Raw genomic sequence first — 15,195 nt, 5'->3', positions numbered from 1 at the left:
CCTTGACAAATCGGCGTCTTATGGTTTATAATAGTAAATCGTGGAGCATTCTATAACTGCGCCCTTTTTGCGGGTGCTTCAAACGGAGTGCGACGCGAAGTTTATCAATTCCACTAAATTTGAAAGGAGGAAAAACATGCCTACATTTAACCAGTTGGTACGTAAGGGCAGAGAGGTTTCTGAAAAGAAGGCAAAGGCTCCTGCACTTCTGAAGGGCTGGAACTCCAAGAAGAGAGTTGCAATCAACCAGAACTCACCTCAGAAGAGAGGCGTTTGCACCGCTGTCAAGACAGCTACCCCCAAAAAGCCTAACTCAGCGCTCAGAAAGATCGCCAGAGTAAGACTTTCTAACGGTATTGAAGTCAGTTCCTATATTCCCGGCGTTGGTCACAACCTTCAGGAGCACAGCGTTGTTCTTATCCGTGGCGGCCGTGTAAAGGATCTCCCCGGTGTGCGTTACCACATCGTCAGAGGTACCCTCGACGCGCAGGGTGTCAACGGACGTATGCAGAGCCGTTCCAAGTACGGCGCTAAGCGTCCCAAGAAAAAGTAAGAGTCTGACGAGCTCTTAAACAGGAATTGACAAAACTCTTTTGACTTAAGATATTTAAGTTCTGCTATGCGGCAGACGTTCTATATATTGAGCGTCTTGTTGGCATACGGGAGTTTGTCGCTTTCGAGTACCTATGATATCTCAATTATTGTGAAGGAGGGAAGCAAAGTGCCAAGAAGAGGTTCTATTGCTAAGCGTGACGTATTACCCGATCCGCTTTATAATTCAAAATTAGTAACCCGTCTTATCAACAACATCATGTACGACGGCAAGAAGGGCGTTGCCCAGAAGATTGTTTACGGTGCATTTGATATCATCGCTGATAAGACCGGCAACAACCCGCTTGAGGTTTTTGAGCAGGCAATGGAGAATGTAATGCCTGTTCTCGAGGTTAAGGCACGCCGTGTCGGCGGTGCTACCTACCAGGTTCCTATGGAGGTAAGAGCCGAAAGACGTCAGACACTCGGTCTGCGTTGGATCTCAACCTACTCAAGAGCCAGAAGTGAGAAGACCATGAAGGAAAGACTTGCAGGTGAGATCATGGACGCTGTAAACGGCGCCGGCGGCGCGTTCAAGAAGCGCGAGGATACTCACAAGATGGCAGAAGCCAACAAGGCTTTCGCTCACTACAGATGGTAATCCGCAATTTCGGATTTTTTGGAGTAACGATTATAGGAGGATTTTATGCCAAGACAGGTATCACTTGAACAGACCAGAAACATCGGCATCATGGCTCACATCGACGCCGGTAAAACTACCACGACTGAGCGTATCCTGTACTACACCGGCGTAAACCATAAGATTGGCGAGACCCACGACGGCGCTTCCACAATGGACTGGATGGCGCAGGAAAAAGAGCGCGGTATCACCATCACCTCTGCTGCTACCACCGCTTTCTGGGAAGGCAGTAAGCACCAGTACAAGAAGCACAGAATCAACATCATCGACACTCCCGGACACGTTGACTTCACCGTTGAGGTTGAGCGTTCCCTGAGAGTTCTTGACGGTTCTGTTACGGTTCTCTGCGCAAAGGGCGGCGTTGAGCCTCAGTCTGAGACTGTATGGCGTCAGGCCGACAACTACGGCGTACCGAGAATGGTTTACGTTAACAAAATGGACATCATGGGTGCGGATTTCTACCATGTTGTTCAGATGATGAAGGACAGATTAAAATGTAACGCTGTTCCCATTCAGCTGCCCATCGGCGCTGAGAGCGATTTCACCGGTATCATTGACCTTGTTACAATGAAGGCTGAGATCTATCACAACGAGGACGGCACAGACTACTCGGAGGAGGATATCCCCGAGAACATGAAGGAGCTTGCCGACGAGTACCACGAGAAGCTCATCGAATCCGTTGCGGAGCTCGACGAGGAACTCATGGAGAAGTACTTCGGCGGCGAGGAGATCACTATTGACGAGATCAAGACCGTGATCCGTAAGGCTACTATCGATAACACAATGGTTCCCGTAACCTGCGGTTCTTCTTACCGCAACAAGGGCGTCCAGATGATGCTCGACGCGGTTATCGACTACATGCCCGCTCCTACCGACATTCCCGCTATTAAGGGTACAAACCCCGAAACCGACGCTGAGGAAGAGAGACCCGCTTCTGACGACGAGCCCTTTGCGGCGCTCGCGTTCAAGATCGCTACCGACCCCTTCGTTGGTAAGCTCTGCTTCTTCCGCGTATATTCAGGTAAGGTTGACGCAGGTACGACCGTATTCAACTCTGTCAAGGGCAACAGAGAGCGTCTGGGCAGAATTCTCCAGATGCATGCCAACGACAGAAAGGATATCGAATGCTGCTACAGCGGCGATATCGCGGCTGCGGTAGGCCTGAAGAACACCACCACCGGCGACACTCTCTGCGACGAAAAGCACCCGATCATCCTCGAGTCCATGGAATTCCCCGAGCCTGTAATCCGCGTTGCCATCGAGCCCAAGACCAAAGCAGGTCAGGAGAAGATGGGTATCGCTCTTGCAAAGCTCGCTGAGGAAGACCCGACCTTCAAGGCTTACACCGACGAGGAGACAGGTCAGACCATTATCGCAGGTATGGGTGAGCTCCACCTTGAGATCATCGTTGACAGACTTCTCCGTGAATTCAAGGTAGAGGCTAACATCGGCGCACCACAGGTTGCTTACAAGGAGACTATCCGCAAGGAAGCTTCCGTTGACGAGAAGTACGCCCGTCAGTCAGGCGGTAAGGGTCAGTACGGTCACGTTAAGATCAACGTGTTCCCGAACAAGGACCACGGCTACGAGTTCGTCAACTCCGTTGTCGGCGGCGCTATTCCCAAGGAATACATTCCCGCTGTCGATCAGGGTATCCAGGGCGCTATGCTCAGCGGCGTTGTAGCAGGCTACAATGTTGTTGACGTTAAGGTTGAGCTTTACGATGGATCCTACCACGAGGTAGACTCCTCTGAAATGGCGTTCAAGATCGCTGGTTCAATGGCGTTCAAGAGCGCGATGAAGAAGGCTGATCCCGTTCTGCTCGAGCCCATCATGAAGGTTTCCGTAATCACTCCCGAGGAGTACCTCGGCGACGTTATCGGCGACCTCAACTCCCGCCGCGGTATGATCCAGTCCATGGAGGCTGACAACGGCGTGCAGAGAGTTACCGCTCACGTTCCGCTTTCCGAGATGTTCGGTTACGCTACCGACATGCGTTCCAAGACACAGGGCCGCGGTCAGTACGTAATGGAGCCCGACACCTACGCCGAGGTTCCCAAGAATATCGCCGAGAAGATCATGAGCGACCGCAAGAAGGACTAAAAACGGCATAAACTCAGGCGTTTATGACCGCTGCCTTCAAAAAAAATCAGTTTAGGTATTGATTTTTATATAAAAAATTGGTACAATAATTTAAAATATATTGTAAATGATTCCATTTACAAATACTAAGGAGGAATTTTCCAATGGCAAGAGAAAAGTTCGAAAGAAATAAGCCGCACGTAAACATTGGTACTATCGGCCACGTTGACCACGGCAAGACCACACTCACCGCTGCGATCACAAAGGTTCTCGCTCTTGAGGGCGACGCTGCTTTCGTTGATTACGCAAACATCGATAAGGCTCCCGAAGAGAGAGAGCGTGGTATCACAATCAACACCGCTCACGTTGAGTACGAGACCGCTAACCGTCACTATGCTCACGTTGACTGCCCCGGACATGCTGACTACGTTAAGAACATGATCACCGGTGCTGCTCAGATGGACGGCGCTATCCTCGTTGTTTCCGCTGCTGACGGTCCTATGCCCCAGACCAGAGAGCACATCCTGCTTTCCCGTCAGGTAGGCGTACCCTACATCGTAGTATTCATGAACAAGACCGACCAGGTTGACGACGAAGAGCTCCTCGAGCTCGTAGAGATGGAGATCCGTGACCTCCTCAACGAGTATGAGTTCCCCGGCGACGACACACCCATCATCAAGGGTTCTGCTTATCTTGCTCTTACCAGCGACTCCAAGGATCCCAAGGCTCCCGAGTATGCTTGCATCCACGAGCTCATGGCTGCTGTTGACGAGTTCATTCCTACTCCCGACCGTAAGGCTGACCTTCCCTTCCTTATGCCTGTCGAGGACGTATTCACCATCACCGGTCGTGGTACTGTTGCTACCGGTAGAGTTGAGAGAGGCCAGATCAAGACTTCTGAGTCTGTTGAGATCGTAGGTCTTACCGAAGAGAAGAGAACTGTTGTTGTTACAGGTCTTGAGATGTTCAGAAAGACTCTGGACTACGCTGAGGCTGGCGACAACGTAGGCGTACTTCTCCGTGGCGTTCAGAGAACTGAGATCCAGAGAGGTCAGGTTCTTGCGAAGCCCGGCACCATTCACCCCCACACCAAGTTCCGCGGCCAGGTTTACGTACTGACCAAGGACGAGGGCGGCCGTCATACTCCTTTCTTCAACAACTATCGTCCCCAGTTCTATTTCAGAACCACTGACGTAACCGGCACCATCTCCCTTCCCGAGGGCGTAGAGATGTGCATGCCTGGTGATAACGTTGAGATGGACGTTGAGCTTATCACTCCTATCGCTATTGAGGTAGGTCTCCGCTTCGCTATCCGTGAGGGCGGCAGAACTGTAGGCTCAGGCGCAGTTATCGCTATCAACGAGTAATTTCTTTCAATGATTAAATAGGCAGTCCAGCTTAGGCCGGGCTGCCTTATTTACGGTAAAAGGGGTTTTTAGGAAAATGGACAAACAAGCTATTTATGACGCCCGTAAACTCGGAAAGCCTAAAATGGTCGTTCTCGGCATTCAGCATATGTTCGCCATGTTCGGCGCAACTATCCTCGTGCCGATGATTACAGGTCTTGACGTTTTAACAACCCTTCTCATGGCGGGTCTGGGTACCCTGCTTTTCCACTTCATCACAAAATTTAAGGTTCCCGCGTTTCTCGGTTCCTCCTTCGCGTTCCTCGGCGGTTACGCCGCGGTCAAGGCTCTCGCACCCGAAGGCGCCGACCCGAATTCTATGCTGCCCTACGCCTGTCTCGGCGTAGCATGCGCGGGACTTGTCTATTTCATTCTCGCGGGTATTATCCGCGCTATCGGCGTACATAAAGTAATGAAGTTCTTCCCGCCGGTAGTAACGGGTCCGATCATTATCGCGATCGGTCTGGGACTTGCTCCTTCGGCGGTTTCAAACTGCACCACCAACTGGTTCCTCGCTATCGTGGCTCTCGCGGTCATCATCGTGTTCAACATCTGGGGAAAGGGAATGCTCAAGATCGTTCCGATCATTCTCGGACTTCTGATTTCCTATGCGGTAGGTCTTGTACTCTACTTCATCTCTCAGGCGAATCCCGACCTGATCCAGACAATTCCGTGGCTTTTCTCCGGCGGTTCTGTTCTCGATGACGCGGGCAACGTCACCTCGTATCTCCCGATCTTCGACTTCTCGGGCGTTCAGACTGTTGTTGACAACATCGCAAACGGTCAGATCTTCGGCGAGCAGGGCTTGATCGGTATTCCCGTTATCTGGAACAAGACTACCTTCGGCGGCATTGACTGGTCAAACGGCGCGGTTATCGCGTCCTCGATCATCGCTATCATGCCGATCTCTCTCGCGACAATGATGGAGCACATCGGCGATATCAGCGCGATCGGTTCTACCGTCGGCAAGAATTACATTCAGGATCCCGGTCTGCACCGCACCCTCATCGGTGACGGTCTCGCGACAACTCTCGCTTCGCTTTTCGGAGGTCCTGCAAACACAACCTACGGCGAGAACACAGGAGTGCTTGCGCTGACAAAGGTCTATGACCCGAGAGTTATCCGTATTGCGGCGATTTTCGCATGCACTATCTCATTCTTCCCAATCGTAGCGGCGCTTATCGGCTCTATCCCGAGCTGCATCATCGGCGGTATCTCCTTCGTGCTCTACGGAATGATCTCCGCTATCGGCGTTCGCAACGTTGTTGAGAATAAGGTCGACTTCACAAAGAGCCGCAACCTTATCGTCGCGGCTGTGATCCTTGTATGCGCACTCGGCCTCGGCGCTGACACCGTCAGCTTCCCGATCGGCAGCGCACAGATCACTCTTTCACCACTTGCGGTTGCTTCAATCGCGGGTATCGCGCTCAACGCGATCTTCCCCGGCAAGGACTTCAAGTTCATCACCAACGGCAAGGGCGAGAGAAAGTAAATATACAGCAAAACGGCAGGAGTGATCCTGCCGTTTATTGTTGCTAGTAAAAAACCGCCGCAGAACCTGCGGCGGCATGTTTTTATATCTTATTTAATGACCTTAGCCATGAGCTCATCACGGGTGAGACCGCTGTTGCGAGAGATCTCGTCGTTGGGAATAACTCTGAGCACCTTGCCGTTGTAGCGAGATACCTTGACCGAAGCCTGCTTGCCGTTGATGTCGACAAACTCCTCGGTGTATTCCTCGTTGAGCGGAACCTGCTTCTCAAGTGCGAACTTCTCGGTCAGCGAGCCGGTCGGACAGAGCTGAACGCAGAGACCGCAGTTATTGCAGTTTGTCTGGTCAAGCGGCAGCGAGAACGCCGGTGAAACGTCGGTGGTGAAGCCGCGTCCGAGCAGTCCGATAGAGGAGAGGTTCATTACCTCGCGGCAGGAACGCACGCACAGACCGCAGAGAATGCACTTTGCGGTGTTTCTTTCGATGAATGCGTTCTCGTCGTGGGTGTACTTCTGGGGCATTACGCCCTTGAAACGCTCGGGCATGATGTCGTAACGCTGAGCGACCTTGAGCAGCTTGCACTTGAAGTACTCGCGGCAGCCGCACTCTAAGCAGCGCTTTGCTTCCTCCTGAGCTTCCTCCTCGGTGAAGCCGAGAGAAACCTCGTCGAAGTTCTTGTTTCTTACCTCGGGAGCGAGCACCTTCGGATTGAGTCTTTCCTTCTTCTCGCGGTCGGAGTAGTCAATAGTGCTCTCGTCGCGCTTGCTGATGTAGGGAACGCGTGTGTCGAGCGCCTGACCGTTGAGGAACGCGTCAACGGCTCTTGCGCAGCGGTCAGCCTCGCCTATAGCCTCGATAGCGATTGAAGCGCCTCTGTTGGTGGCGTCGCCGATAGCGAATACGCCGTCGATCTCGGTGGTGAAGAAGTCTGGATCAGCCTCGATGTTGCCGCGGCTGTTGAGTGTAAGCTCCGCGACGTCCTCGGCGACTAACTTCTGACCGATTGCAAGAATAACGCTGTCAAGCTCGATCTCCTCAGTCTTGCCCTCGATCGGAACAGGCTTGCGTCTGCCCGAAGCGTCAGGCTCGCCGAGCTCCATGAGCTGGAGTGTAACTGACTTGAGCTTGCCGTTCTCGCCGTTGAAGGAGAGCGGGTTGGTGAGGAACTTGTAGGTTACGCCCTCTTCCTCAGCCTCGTCGATCTCGAGCTTGTCGGCAGGCATCTCGTTGCGTGTTCTTCTGTAGATAACGTAAACCTCTTTCGCTCCGAGACGAACAGCGGTACGGCAGGCATCCATAGCGGTGTTGCCGCCGCCGCAGATAGCAACCTTCTCGCCGATTGCGGGAGCGTTGCCCTGGATAACGGCTCTGAGGAAGTCGATACCTCCGTATACGCCTTCAAGATCCTCGCCGGGAGTGCGCATAGAGCTTGACTTCCACGCGCCGACCGCGACGATGACCGCGTCGTTCTGCTCCTTAAGGGACTTGATCGTGAAGTCACGGCCGAGCTTTACGTTGTTGACGAGCTTTACGCCCGCCTTCTCGATGATGGCGATCTCCTTGTCGAGAACCTCCTTGGGAAGTCTGTACTGGGGAATGCCGTAGCGGAGCATACCGCCCATCTTGTCCATCATATCGTAAACGGTCACGCTGTGACCCATGATCGTGAGGTAGTAAGCCGCAGTCAGACCCGCGGGGCCGCCACCGATGATCGCGACGGTCTTGCCGGAAGCGGGCTTGCACTCGGGCAGATAGCTGTCAGACTTGAGATCCATGTCAGCCGCGAACGCTTTGAGCTGAGCGATGTTGATAGGCTCCTCGACGTTCTGTCTTCTGCACGCCTTCTCGCAGGGGTGCGGACAAACGCGTCCGATCGATGCGGGAAGCGGGATTTTGTTTTTGATGAGCTTGATAGCCGCGTCGTACTCGCCGTTCGCGATAAGACCTACATAGCCCTGACAGTCGGTCTTAGCCGGGCAGTTGAGCTGACAGGGAGCGACGCAGTCGCCGTCGTGGGCGGACATGAGCAGCTCCATAGCGATCTTTCTGGACTGAACGACGCGTTCGCTCTCGGTGTTGATAACCATGCCCTCGCTTACCTTAGCGGAGCAGGAACGGAGAAGCTTCGGGATACCCTGAGCCTCAACGACGCACAGACCGCAGGCGCCGTAAACCTCGACAGCCTCGTCGTAGCAGAGGGTCGGAATGTAGATGTCAGCAAGGCGCGCCGCCTCGAGGATGGTTGAGCCCTCGGGAGCCTGAACCGCCTTACCGTTGATTGTTAAATTTACCATGTTCATACCCCTCCTTATTCCTTAACGATTGCGCCGAAACGGCAGGAGCTGTAGCACTTGCCGCACTTTATGCACTTTTCTGTGTTAATAACATGGGGATTCTTGACTGTGCCGGAAATTGCGTTGACAGGGCAGTTTCTCGCGCAGAGCGTACAGCCCTTGCACTTGTCGGCAATGATCCTGTATTCGATCAGGTCGCTGCACTCGCCCGCGGGACACTTCTTGTCCTTGATGTGGGCTTCGTACTCGTCCCTGAAGTATTTGATAGTGGTGAGAACGGGGTTGGGGGCAGTCTGACCGAGACCGCAGAGCGCGCCGTCCTTGATTGAGTAGCACAGCTCCTCGAGCAGCTCGATGTCGCCTTCCTTGCCTTCGCCCTTGGTGATCCTCTCGAGCATTTCGAGCATGCGCTTTGTACCGATACGGCAGTGGATGCACTTGCCGCAGCTCTCCTTGGCTGTGAAGTCGAGGAAGAACTTTGCCATGCCGACCATGCAGGTGCTCTCGTCCATGACGACCATACCGCCGGAGCCCATAATAGCGCCTGTCGCGCCGAGAGCCTTGTAGTCGATAACGGTGTCGATGAGGTCTGAGGGGATACAGCCGCCGGAAGGTCCGCCCATCTGAACAGCCTTGAAGGGCTTGTCGGTCTTCATGCCGCCGCCGATGTCAAAGATAACGTCGCGGAGCGTCTTGCCCATCGGGATCTCAACAAGACCCGAGCGCTTTACCTTACCTGTAACGGCGAATACCTTGGTGCCCTTTGAGCCCTCGGTGCCCATAGCCGCGAACGCCTCGCCGCCGTTGTTGATGATCCACGCTACGTTCGCGAAGGTCTCAACGTTGTTGATGTTTGAAGGCTTTCTCCAGAAGCCCGACTGAGCCGGGAACGGAGGCTTGAGTCTGGGCATACCTCTGTGACCCTCGAGACTCTCGATAAGAGCGGTTTCCTCGCCGCATACGAACGCGCCCGCGCCCGCCTTGATCATGAAGTCGCAGGAGAAGCCGGTGCCGAAGATGTTCTCGCCGATGATGCCCTTGTCCTTAGCCTGAGCGATAGCGTTCTTGAGACGCTTGATAGCGAGCGGATACTCAGCGCGGACGTAAACTACCGCGTGCTTCGCGCCGATAGCGTAAGCGCCGATGAGCATACCCTCAATGAGGTTGTGCGGGTCGGACTCGATTACCGCTCTGTCCATGAACGCGCCGGGGTCGCCCTCGTCGGCGTTACAGATGAGGTATTTCTCGTCGCCTGCGCTCTGACGCGCGGCGTTCCACTTGAACCATGTCGGGAAGCCTGCGCCGCCTCTGCCCGCGAGACCCGAGATCTTGATGATCTCGATTACTTCTTCGGGGCTGAGCTCGCAGAGAGCCTTCTTAAGAGCTGAGTAGCCGCCGGCATTTGTGTAGGCGTCGATCTGCTCGGGGTTGATAACGCCGCAGTTGCGCAGCGCGATACGTGTCTGCTTCGAGAGGAATTCGCTGTCCTCGTCGGTAACAACGAGATTTTCAACAGCCTTAACGTCGCCGCTCTCAACGAATGAAGCGATAGCGGCAGCGTCGTTTTCGCTGACCTTGACGAGCCTTGTGAGGTTGTTGTCATCGTCGTAGATGTCAACGATGGGCTCGAGGTAGCACATGCCGATACAGCCCGTGATGGACACGTCGGCGGGATTAACGTTGGCGGCTAAAAGCGCCTTTCTTACCTTTTCGGCGCCCGCGGCAATACCGCAGGAGCCCTGACCGATTACGATTCTCACTGCTGCGCCGCCTCCCTTAACTCCTTGAGGATTTTCTTTGTCTTGTCGGGTGTTAAGCTGCCGTATGTATCCTCGTTGATCATCATAACGGGGGAAAGCGAGCAGCAGCCCAGACAAGCAACGCACTTGAGCGAGAACAGGCCGTCCTCAGTGGTCTGACCGTCCTCGATGCCGAGCTCGTCCTTGACAGTCTGCAAAATCAGCTCCGAGGAGTTGACGTGGCAGGCTGTGCCCTGACAGAGCATGATCAGATACTTGCCGACGGGCTCGAATCTGAACTGTGTGTAAAAGGTACCTACGCCCATGATTTCCGAGGTGGCGATTCCGGTTTTCTCCGAAATCAGCTCGATAGCCTCGCGGGGCAGATAGCCGTAAATATCCTGTGTGTTCTGCAAAATGGTAATCAGGCTGCCCTTGACGGAAGCGTACTCAGCGAGAACGCCGTCGAGAAGGGACAGATCAACTGTTTTTTTATCCATTTACAAACCTCCATTCCCAAATTTCATAATTACTCCTATTATACAGTATTTATGCGATGATTGCAAGAATTAGTTTGCCTAATTTTGTTTCCAGCCCATGCGACTTAATAGTAAAATTGTCAGGTTTTGTTTTGTATATTTATTAGTGGTTAGCGTTGGGTTAGTTTTATTCTGCGTCCGCCGCGAATTCCCTGTCGATAAATCCCAGATAATCCCTGTGGTTTATCTCGGGCTTTTCTTCGTTGTACCAATCGAATTCCTCCTGAATGCCCTCGTCGAGCGGGGTAAGCTCCGGCATGAGCTCCTGCTGCTTTGTTACGTCGAGGTAGTAGTGGTAGGGGTGGAAGGGGAAGTAGTCGCGGACGGTGAAGCTGTCGTCGACGCGGACGAGAACCGGTTCCTTGCCCGCCGCCTTGTAACACAGAGCCGCCCAATCCTTCACGGAAGTCATCTCGGGGTTGCCTACGTTGAACACGCGGTTCTCGGGGTGATCGTTGAGCAGGATATCCATGAAGCGGCAGAGGTCGCGGACGTTGAAGAACTGCAGCCACCGGTCGCTCTCGGGTATGAAGAATCGTCTGTCCTCAAGCGCGCAGTCAAAGACGAAGGGCGCTCTGTAGACGGTCTCGTACTTGCCGTAAAGATAGGGCGGACGGAGAATGTACGCCTCAGGCACGCGCCTGCGCAGGGCGCGTTCGGCGGCGATTTTGTTCGTGCCGTATTCGCCCCAGATACTGTTGGCGCCAAGCTCCTGCTCCTCTGTGAAGGGCTGAGGATTGGTCTCGGGATATACCGCGCTCGAGCTTATGAGAATGTAGTCGTCAAACTCGCCGAGAGCGTCGAGCAGCGCGTTGACGTGCTCGCCGGTGTAGGCGCAGATGTCGAGCACGGCGTCGAAGTGAAGGTGCCTGAGCTCGTCGGTGAGGTCAAAGCGGTCAGCCTGAATCAGCGTGACGCCGTCGACCTGTTTGCGGCTTCCGCGGTTGAGCACATAGACCTCGTCGCCGTTTTTGACAAAGTATTCCGCCGTGAAGCGGCTTACAAAGTTGGTCCCGCCCGTAACAAGAATTTTTCTCATATGTACCTCCTTTTATTAAAAAGAAACAGCGGCGCAAAGTGCGTCGCTGCCGTTTTACTCAAATTTGATGTCGCCTTCGTACTTTTTCTTGAAAATATCGAACAGCTTGTCCAGAAGTTCTTCGTCCTCAATGCTGAGGTATTCCTCTGTTTCATCGTCAACAGGATTGATTTTGAGGATAACGACCTCGTCGGCGTCCTCGTCGTTTTCGATCAGAACGATGTATTCCTCGCCCTCGTATTCAACGATGTCGAGAAACTCAAACTCCATTTCGTTGCCTTCCTCGTCCTCGAGGGTGATCAGCGGAGCTTCGTCTTCCATTTCTTCCGTCAGGATTTCGTCAGCCATATGTTCCTTCCTTTCCAAAGGCTAAGCCTTCTTTTAGTAATTTCAGTATATCACAGAAATGTCAAAAGTCAAGTGTTTTTGCGCAGGGCGGCACAAACGTCATATTTTCTTTTCGAACTCGCTTTTGCATTTCGGGCAGCGGACGTTGTGCCTGCCCTTGATATTTTTCACGCGCAGCTGCGCCTTGCAGACGGGGCATTTGAGGTAGCGGTAGTCTTTGCGGTCGCGGATGCGCTTGTATGTTAATTGTACCCAGTTTTTTACGGGTTCATACACCTTTTTAAATCTGCGGTTTTCAGCCGAGCGCATGGTGATGTTGCGCGAGAGCATACGGAAAATGAAGAGCGCGACGAGCAAAAGCTGTACTACCATTATTATGTAGTGGGCGAGGCGGTTGAAAACGAAGATGTTGACCGTCCACAGCACAAGCGACAGCGCCATGATAAAGCCGTTTAACGGATCCATGCCGTATCTGCCCTGCATGAACATCATGAATTTTTCAAAAAAATTACGCATAGCAGCTCCTTAATTATGAATGTAATCCGCCGCGAAGTAGACGTAGTTGAGGTCGCCGATTACGGCGGTGTGTTCTGTTTTTACGACGATCGTTTTGCGCTTCGTCTTTGTCATTTCGAGGACGAATCCGCCCGCGTCGAGAGTATCGGGAGTTGCGCCTGTTGCTTCAAGAAATTCCTCCATGGTGTATATCTCGGAGTTGTAGCCCTCGAACAGGTGCAGCTGTTCAAAATCGATCAGGCGGTACGGGTCGTCGAGCAGCTCGATGCCGATATCGACGTTGACGAGCTTATCTATATAATACGGCGCGTCGCCGAGAAACATTCCGGTCTTGTAAGCGCCGATCGAAACCGTCAGATCGGAGTTCACTGCAATATCGGCGACTCCGGTGTCTCCGTTGATGCCGCTGTTTATGTCGGCGGAGATGACAAAGGCGGTGCAGGCGTTTATCGCTTCGATCGCGTAACGGATATCATCGCGTATTTCTCCCCTGAAGCCCGTGCCGAGAATGCAGTCGACGACGATGTCATAGCCCTCAAACGGTGCGGGAATATTGATGTTTCCTTCCTCGCAGCCCATACCCGCGGCGGTTCGGTAGTAGTAAAGAGCGTCCGGCGAGAACTTGTCGCTCAGGCGGAAAAGGGTAGGGGTGATTCCGTTTTGAAGCAGAATACACGCGAGGGCGTAGCCGTCGCCGCCATTGTTGCCGGAGCCGCAGACTATCGCGACCCTGCCCGTGAATTTCACGGAGTTGTATATTCCCTGAGCGGCACGGCGCATGAGCTCCGCGGAGGAAACGCGCTTTGCTATTGTATCGGCGTCGCTGCGTCGCATATTGTCAACTGTTACTACGGGAGCAAGCATATTTTTCCTTCTTTCTTAATCCTGAGCCGCTTCATAGGCGACTCTCGCGCTGTCAACATCGGGCGTGCAGTAAAGCTCGATGAGCTTTACGCGCAAAAACAAGTCGTCGAAGAGCGTCAGCAGCTTCACCATTGTTTCCTTGCTGTTCGGGAGCAGGGTTGCCTCCATGAGCTGACGTATCTGCTTTGCGGGCGTCGTGACTGAGGCTGAATTTTCCTCGCCGCGCTTGAGTACGTAGACCGCCTTTATCGGCGAATTCATGTTGCAGCCGATGTTAGACTTGCCCATCCAAGGCGTCGAGCAGACATAGTATTTATCGTGGATCTTGCGGATAAGCGGCTTGTCGTCGTTTATCATCGTGACCCTGTCGCCGAAGTATTTCCTCCAGTTCGCGGTATGGGTGGATTTTCCCGTGCCGCTGAGAGCTGTGAACAGATATCCATCTCCGTCGAGCTCAAGGCAGGAGGAATGGAAAAAGAAGCCGTTGTAGCCGCTGAGTACGGCACGGCTGATGTTGGTCAGCACAAGAGCGTCCTCCGCAAGATAGGGCAGGCAGGGCGTGCCGCTCTTTTCAATATAATCGGCGATCTCCGCCTCGCTGACCGACGCGTCAAATTCATACTCCTCGCTGTCGCAGAGGTACGGCTGCAGGCGCTTTTCGGTCTGAGAAGTGACGGGGTTTATCAGAACCGGCAGTTCGGCGATTTTGTATACGGGCATAAAATCCTCCTTATGAGTATCCTTTTTCAATAGTATATTTTACCCTTTTCAGAGCGGTTTGTCAATTGCCTCGGAGGAAGGCGGCGGATTTGCCGGAACGAAGCAGGCCGGCGGAGGATAACCTCTTTTATTTCCATACACGCTGTCGGGCGTATCTTTTTGGCAAAAAAATAAACTCCGTGAGCAAATTATTCTCACAGAGCACTAACAATTAAAAAAGTGTTAAAAAATTATCGAAAATCTGTCAAAAACACTTGACAACTACCCTTCGGGAGAGTAAAATAGTAAAATGTACCATAATGGGGTTATGTACCGAAACCCTCGGATTTTTCCTGAAAAAAACCTTTTAACAAGGGGATATTATCACAAAAAATCCAATCTGTCAAGTGACTTTTCGTAGGTTTTTTCGGGCGGTGTTCTCAGCCGCTTTCAGCCCCCCGTTGTGACGAGAAAAAAAGAAGGAGTGTGGATACGCATATGGTTAATGTCAAACCCGTAAAGCTGGGCAATACCGAGCGCATGAGCTTCGGCAAAATTGATGAAGTAATCGATATGCCGAACCTTATTGAGGTTCAGAAGGCTTCCTACAAGTGGTTCCTTGAGGAAGGTCTTAAGGAGGTTTTCAGGGACGTCTCCGGTATCACCGATTACCAGGACAACCTTGTGCTCGACTTTATTGACTACAAGCTCGATGTCGACCATCCCAACTACAGTGTCATCGAATGCAAGGTGAGAGACGCCACGTTCTCCGCCGCGCTCAGAGTGACCGCGCGTCTGCTCAACAAATCGACAGGCGAAATCAAAGAAAGCAACGTATTCATGGGTGACTTCCCGCTGATGACTCCCAGCGGCACCTTCGTGATTAACGGCGCGGAGCGCGTCATTGTATCACAGCTCGTCCGTTCACCGGGCGTGTACTACAAGA

The 15,195-nt window shown here is 53.0% G+C and carries 13 protein-coding genes and 1 pseudogene; 6 read left to right on the top strand and 8 right to left on the bottom strand.

Features of this window, described 5'->3' with window-relative positions:
* Nucleotides 1-136: 136 nt before the first annotated feature.
* The 5 genes from rpsL to KQI64_RS06485 all read left to right on the top strand — a co-directional run bounded on the left by rpsL (nt 137) and on the right by KQI64_RS06485 (nt 6,211).
* Nucleotides 137-553, top strand: coding sequence for a 30S ribosomal protein S12 (gene rpsL, locus KQI64_RS06505; protein WP_216523903.1), 417 nt, complete (start codon nt 137-139; stop codon nt 551-553).
* Between the two features lie 168 nt (nt 554-721).
* A complete protein-coding gene (gene rpsG / locus KQI64_RS06500; protein ID WP_216523902.1) occupies nt 722-1,192 on the top strand; it encodes a 30S ribosomal protein S7 in 471 nt (156 codons plus the stop codon).
* 45 nt (nt 1,193-1,237) lie between these two features.
* Complete coding sequence (gene fusA / locus KQI64_RS06495; protein WP_216523901.1) at nt 1,238-3,334, top strand: elongation factor G; 2,097 nt, start codon at nt 1,238-1,240, stop codon at nt 3,332-3,334.
* A gap of 143 nt (nt 3,335-3,477) precedes the next feature.
* On the top strand, nt 3,478-4,680 hold the full coding sequence (gene tuf / locus KQI64_RS06490; protein WP_216523900.1) for an elongation factor Tu: 1,203 nt from the start codon (nt 3,478-3,480) through the stop codon (nt 4,678-4,680).
* A 76-nt stretch (nt 4,681-4,756) separates the two neighbouring features.
* On the top strand, nt 4,757-6,211 hold the full coding sequence (locus KQI64_RS06485) for a uracil-xanthine permease family protein (RefSeq protein ID WP_216523899.1): 1,455 nt from the start codon (nt 4,757-4,759) through the stop codon (nt 6,209-6,211).
* An 89-nt stretch (nt 6,212-6,300) separates the two neighbouring features.
* On the opposite strand, the gene KQI64_RS06480 is transcribed toward KQI64_RS06485, so the two are convergent.
* From KQI64_RS06480 to KQI64_RS06445, 8 genes are all read right to left on the bottom strand, one after another.
* Nucleotides 6,301-8,505: an FAD-dependent oxidoreductase gene (locus tag KQI64_RS06480; RefSeq protein WP_216523898.1), complete on the bottom strand. Its 2,205-nt coding sequence runs from the start codon at nt 8,503-8,505 to the stop codon at nt 6,301-6,303.
* A 14-nt stretch (nt 8,506-8,519) separates the two neighbouring features.
* Nucleotides 8,520-10,265 (bottom strand): NADH-ubiquinone oxidoreductase-F iron-sulfur binding region domain-containing protein, encoded by a 1,746-nt coding sequence (locus KQI64_RS06475; RefSeq protein ID WP_216523897.1) that lies wholly within the window; start codon nt 10,263-10,265, stop codon nt 8,520-8,522.
* Nucleotides 10,262-10,744: an NADH-quinone oxidoreductase subunit NuoE gene (gene nuoE, locus KQI64_RS06470; protein WP_216523896.1), complete on the bottom strand. Its 483-nt coding sequence runs from the start codon at nt 10,742-10,744 to the stop codon at nt 10,262-10,264. Before nuoE ends, KQI64_RS06475 begins: the two co-directional genes overlap by 4 nt.
* A gap of 166 nt (nt 10,745-10,910) precedes the next feature.
* Nucleotides 10,911-11,822, bottom strand: coding sequence for an NAD-dependent epimerase/dehydratase family protein (locus KQI64_RS06465; RefSeq protein WP_216523895.1), 912 nt, complete (start codon nt 11,820-11,822; stop codon nt 10,911-10,913).
* Between the two features lie 54 nt (nt 11,823-11,876).
* Entirely contained in the window at nt 11,877-12,170 is a 294-nt protein-coding gene (locus KQI64_RS06460) for a DUF1292 domain-containing protein (protein ID WP_216523894.1), read from the bottom strand.
* Nucleotides 12,171-12,269: 99 nt separating this feature from the next.
* The gene (locus KQI64_RS06455) at nt 12,270-12,686 is read right to left on the bottom strand and encodes a hypothetical protein (RefSeq protein WP_216523893.1); all 417 of its coding nucleotides are present in this window, start codon (nt 12,684-12,686) and stop codon (nt 12,270-12,272) included.
* Nucleotides 12,687-12,695: 9 nt separating this feature from the next.
* On the bottom strand, nt 12,696-13,550 hold the full coding sequence (locus tag KQI64_RS06450; RefSeq protein WP_216523892.1) for an NAD(P)H-hydrate epimerase: 855 nt from the start codon (nt 13,548-13,550) through the stop codon (nt 12,696-12,698).
* Nucleotides 13,551-13,565: 15 nt separating this feature from the next.
* Nucleotides 13,566-14,270, bottom strand: a complete 705-nt coding sequence (locus KQI64_RS06445; RefSeq protein ID WP_216523891.1) for a hypothetical protein — start codon at nt 14,268-14,270, stop codon at nt 13,566-13,568.
* A 477-nt stretch (nt 14,271-14,747) separates the two neighbouring features.
* Between KQI64_RS06445 and KQI64_RS06440 the strand changes: the two are divergent.
* Nucleotides 14,748-15,195, top strand: a pseudogene (locus KQI64_RS06440) (DNA-directed RNA polymerase subunit beta); the annotation flags it as partial.

Source organism: Lachnoclostridium sp. MSJ-17 (assembly GCF_018918205.1).
In the GTDB taxonomy this organism is placed as follows: Bacteria; Bacillota; Clostridia; order Oscillospirales; family Acutalibacteraceae; genus Ruminococcoides.
This window is presented reverse-complemented; position numbering and strand designations above follow the sequence as displayed.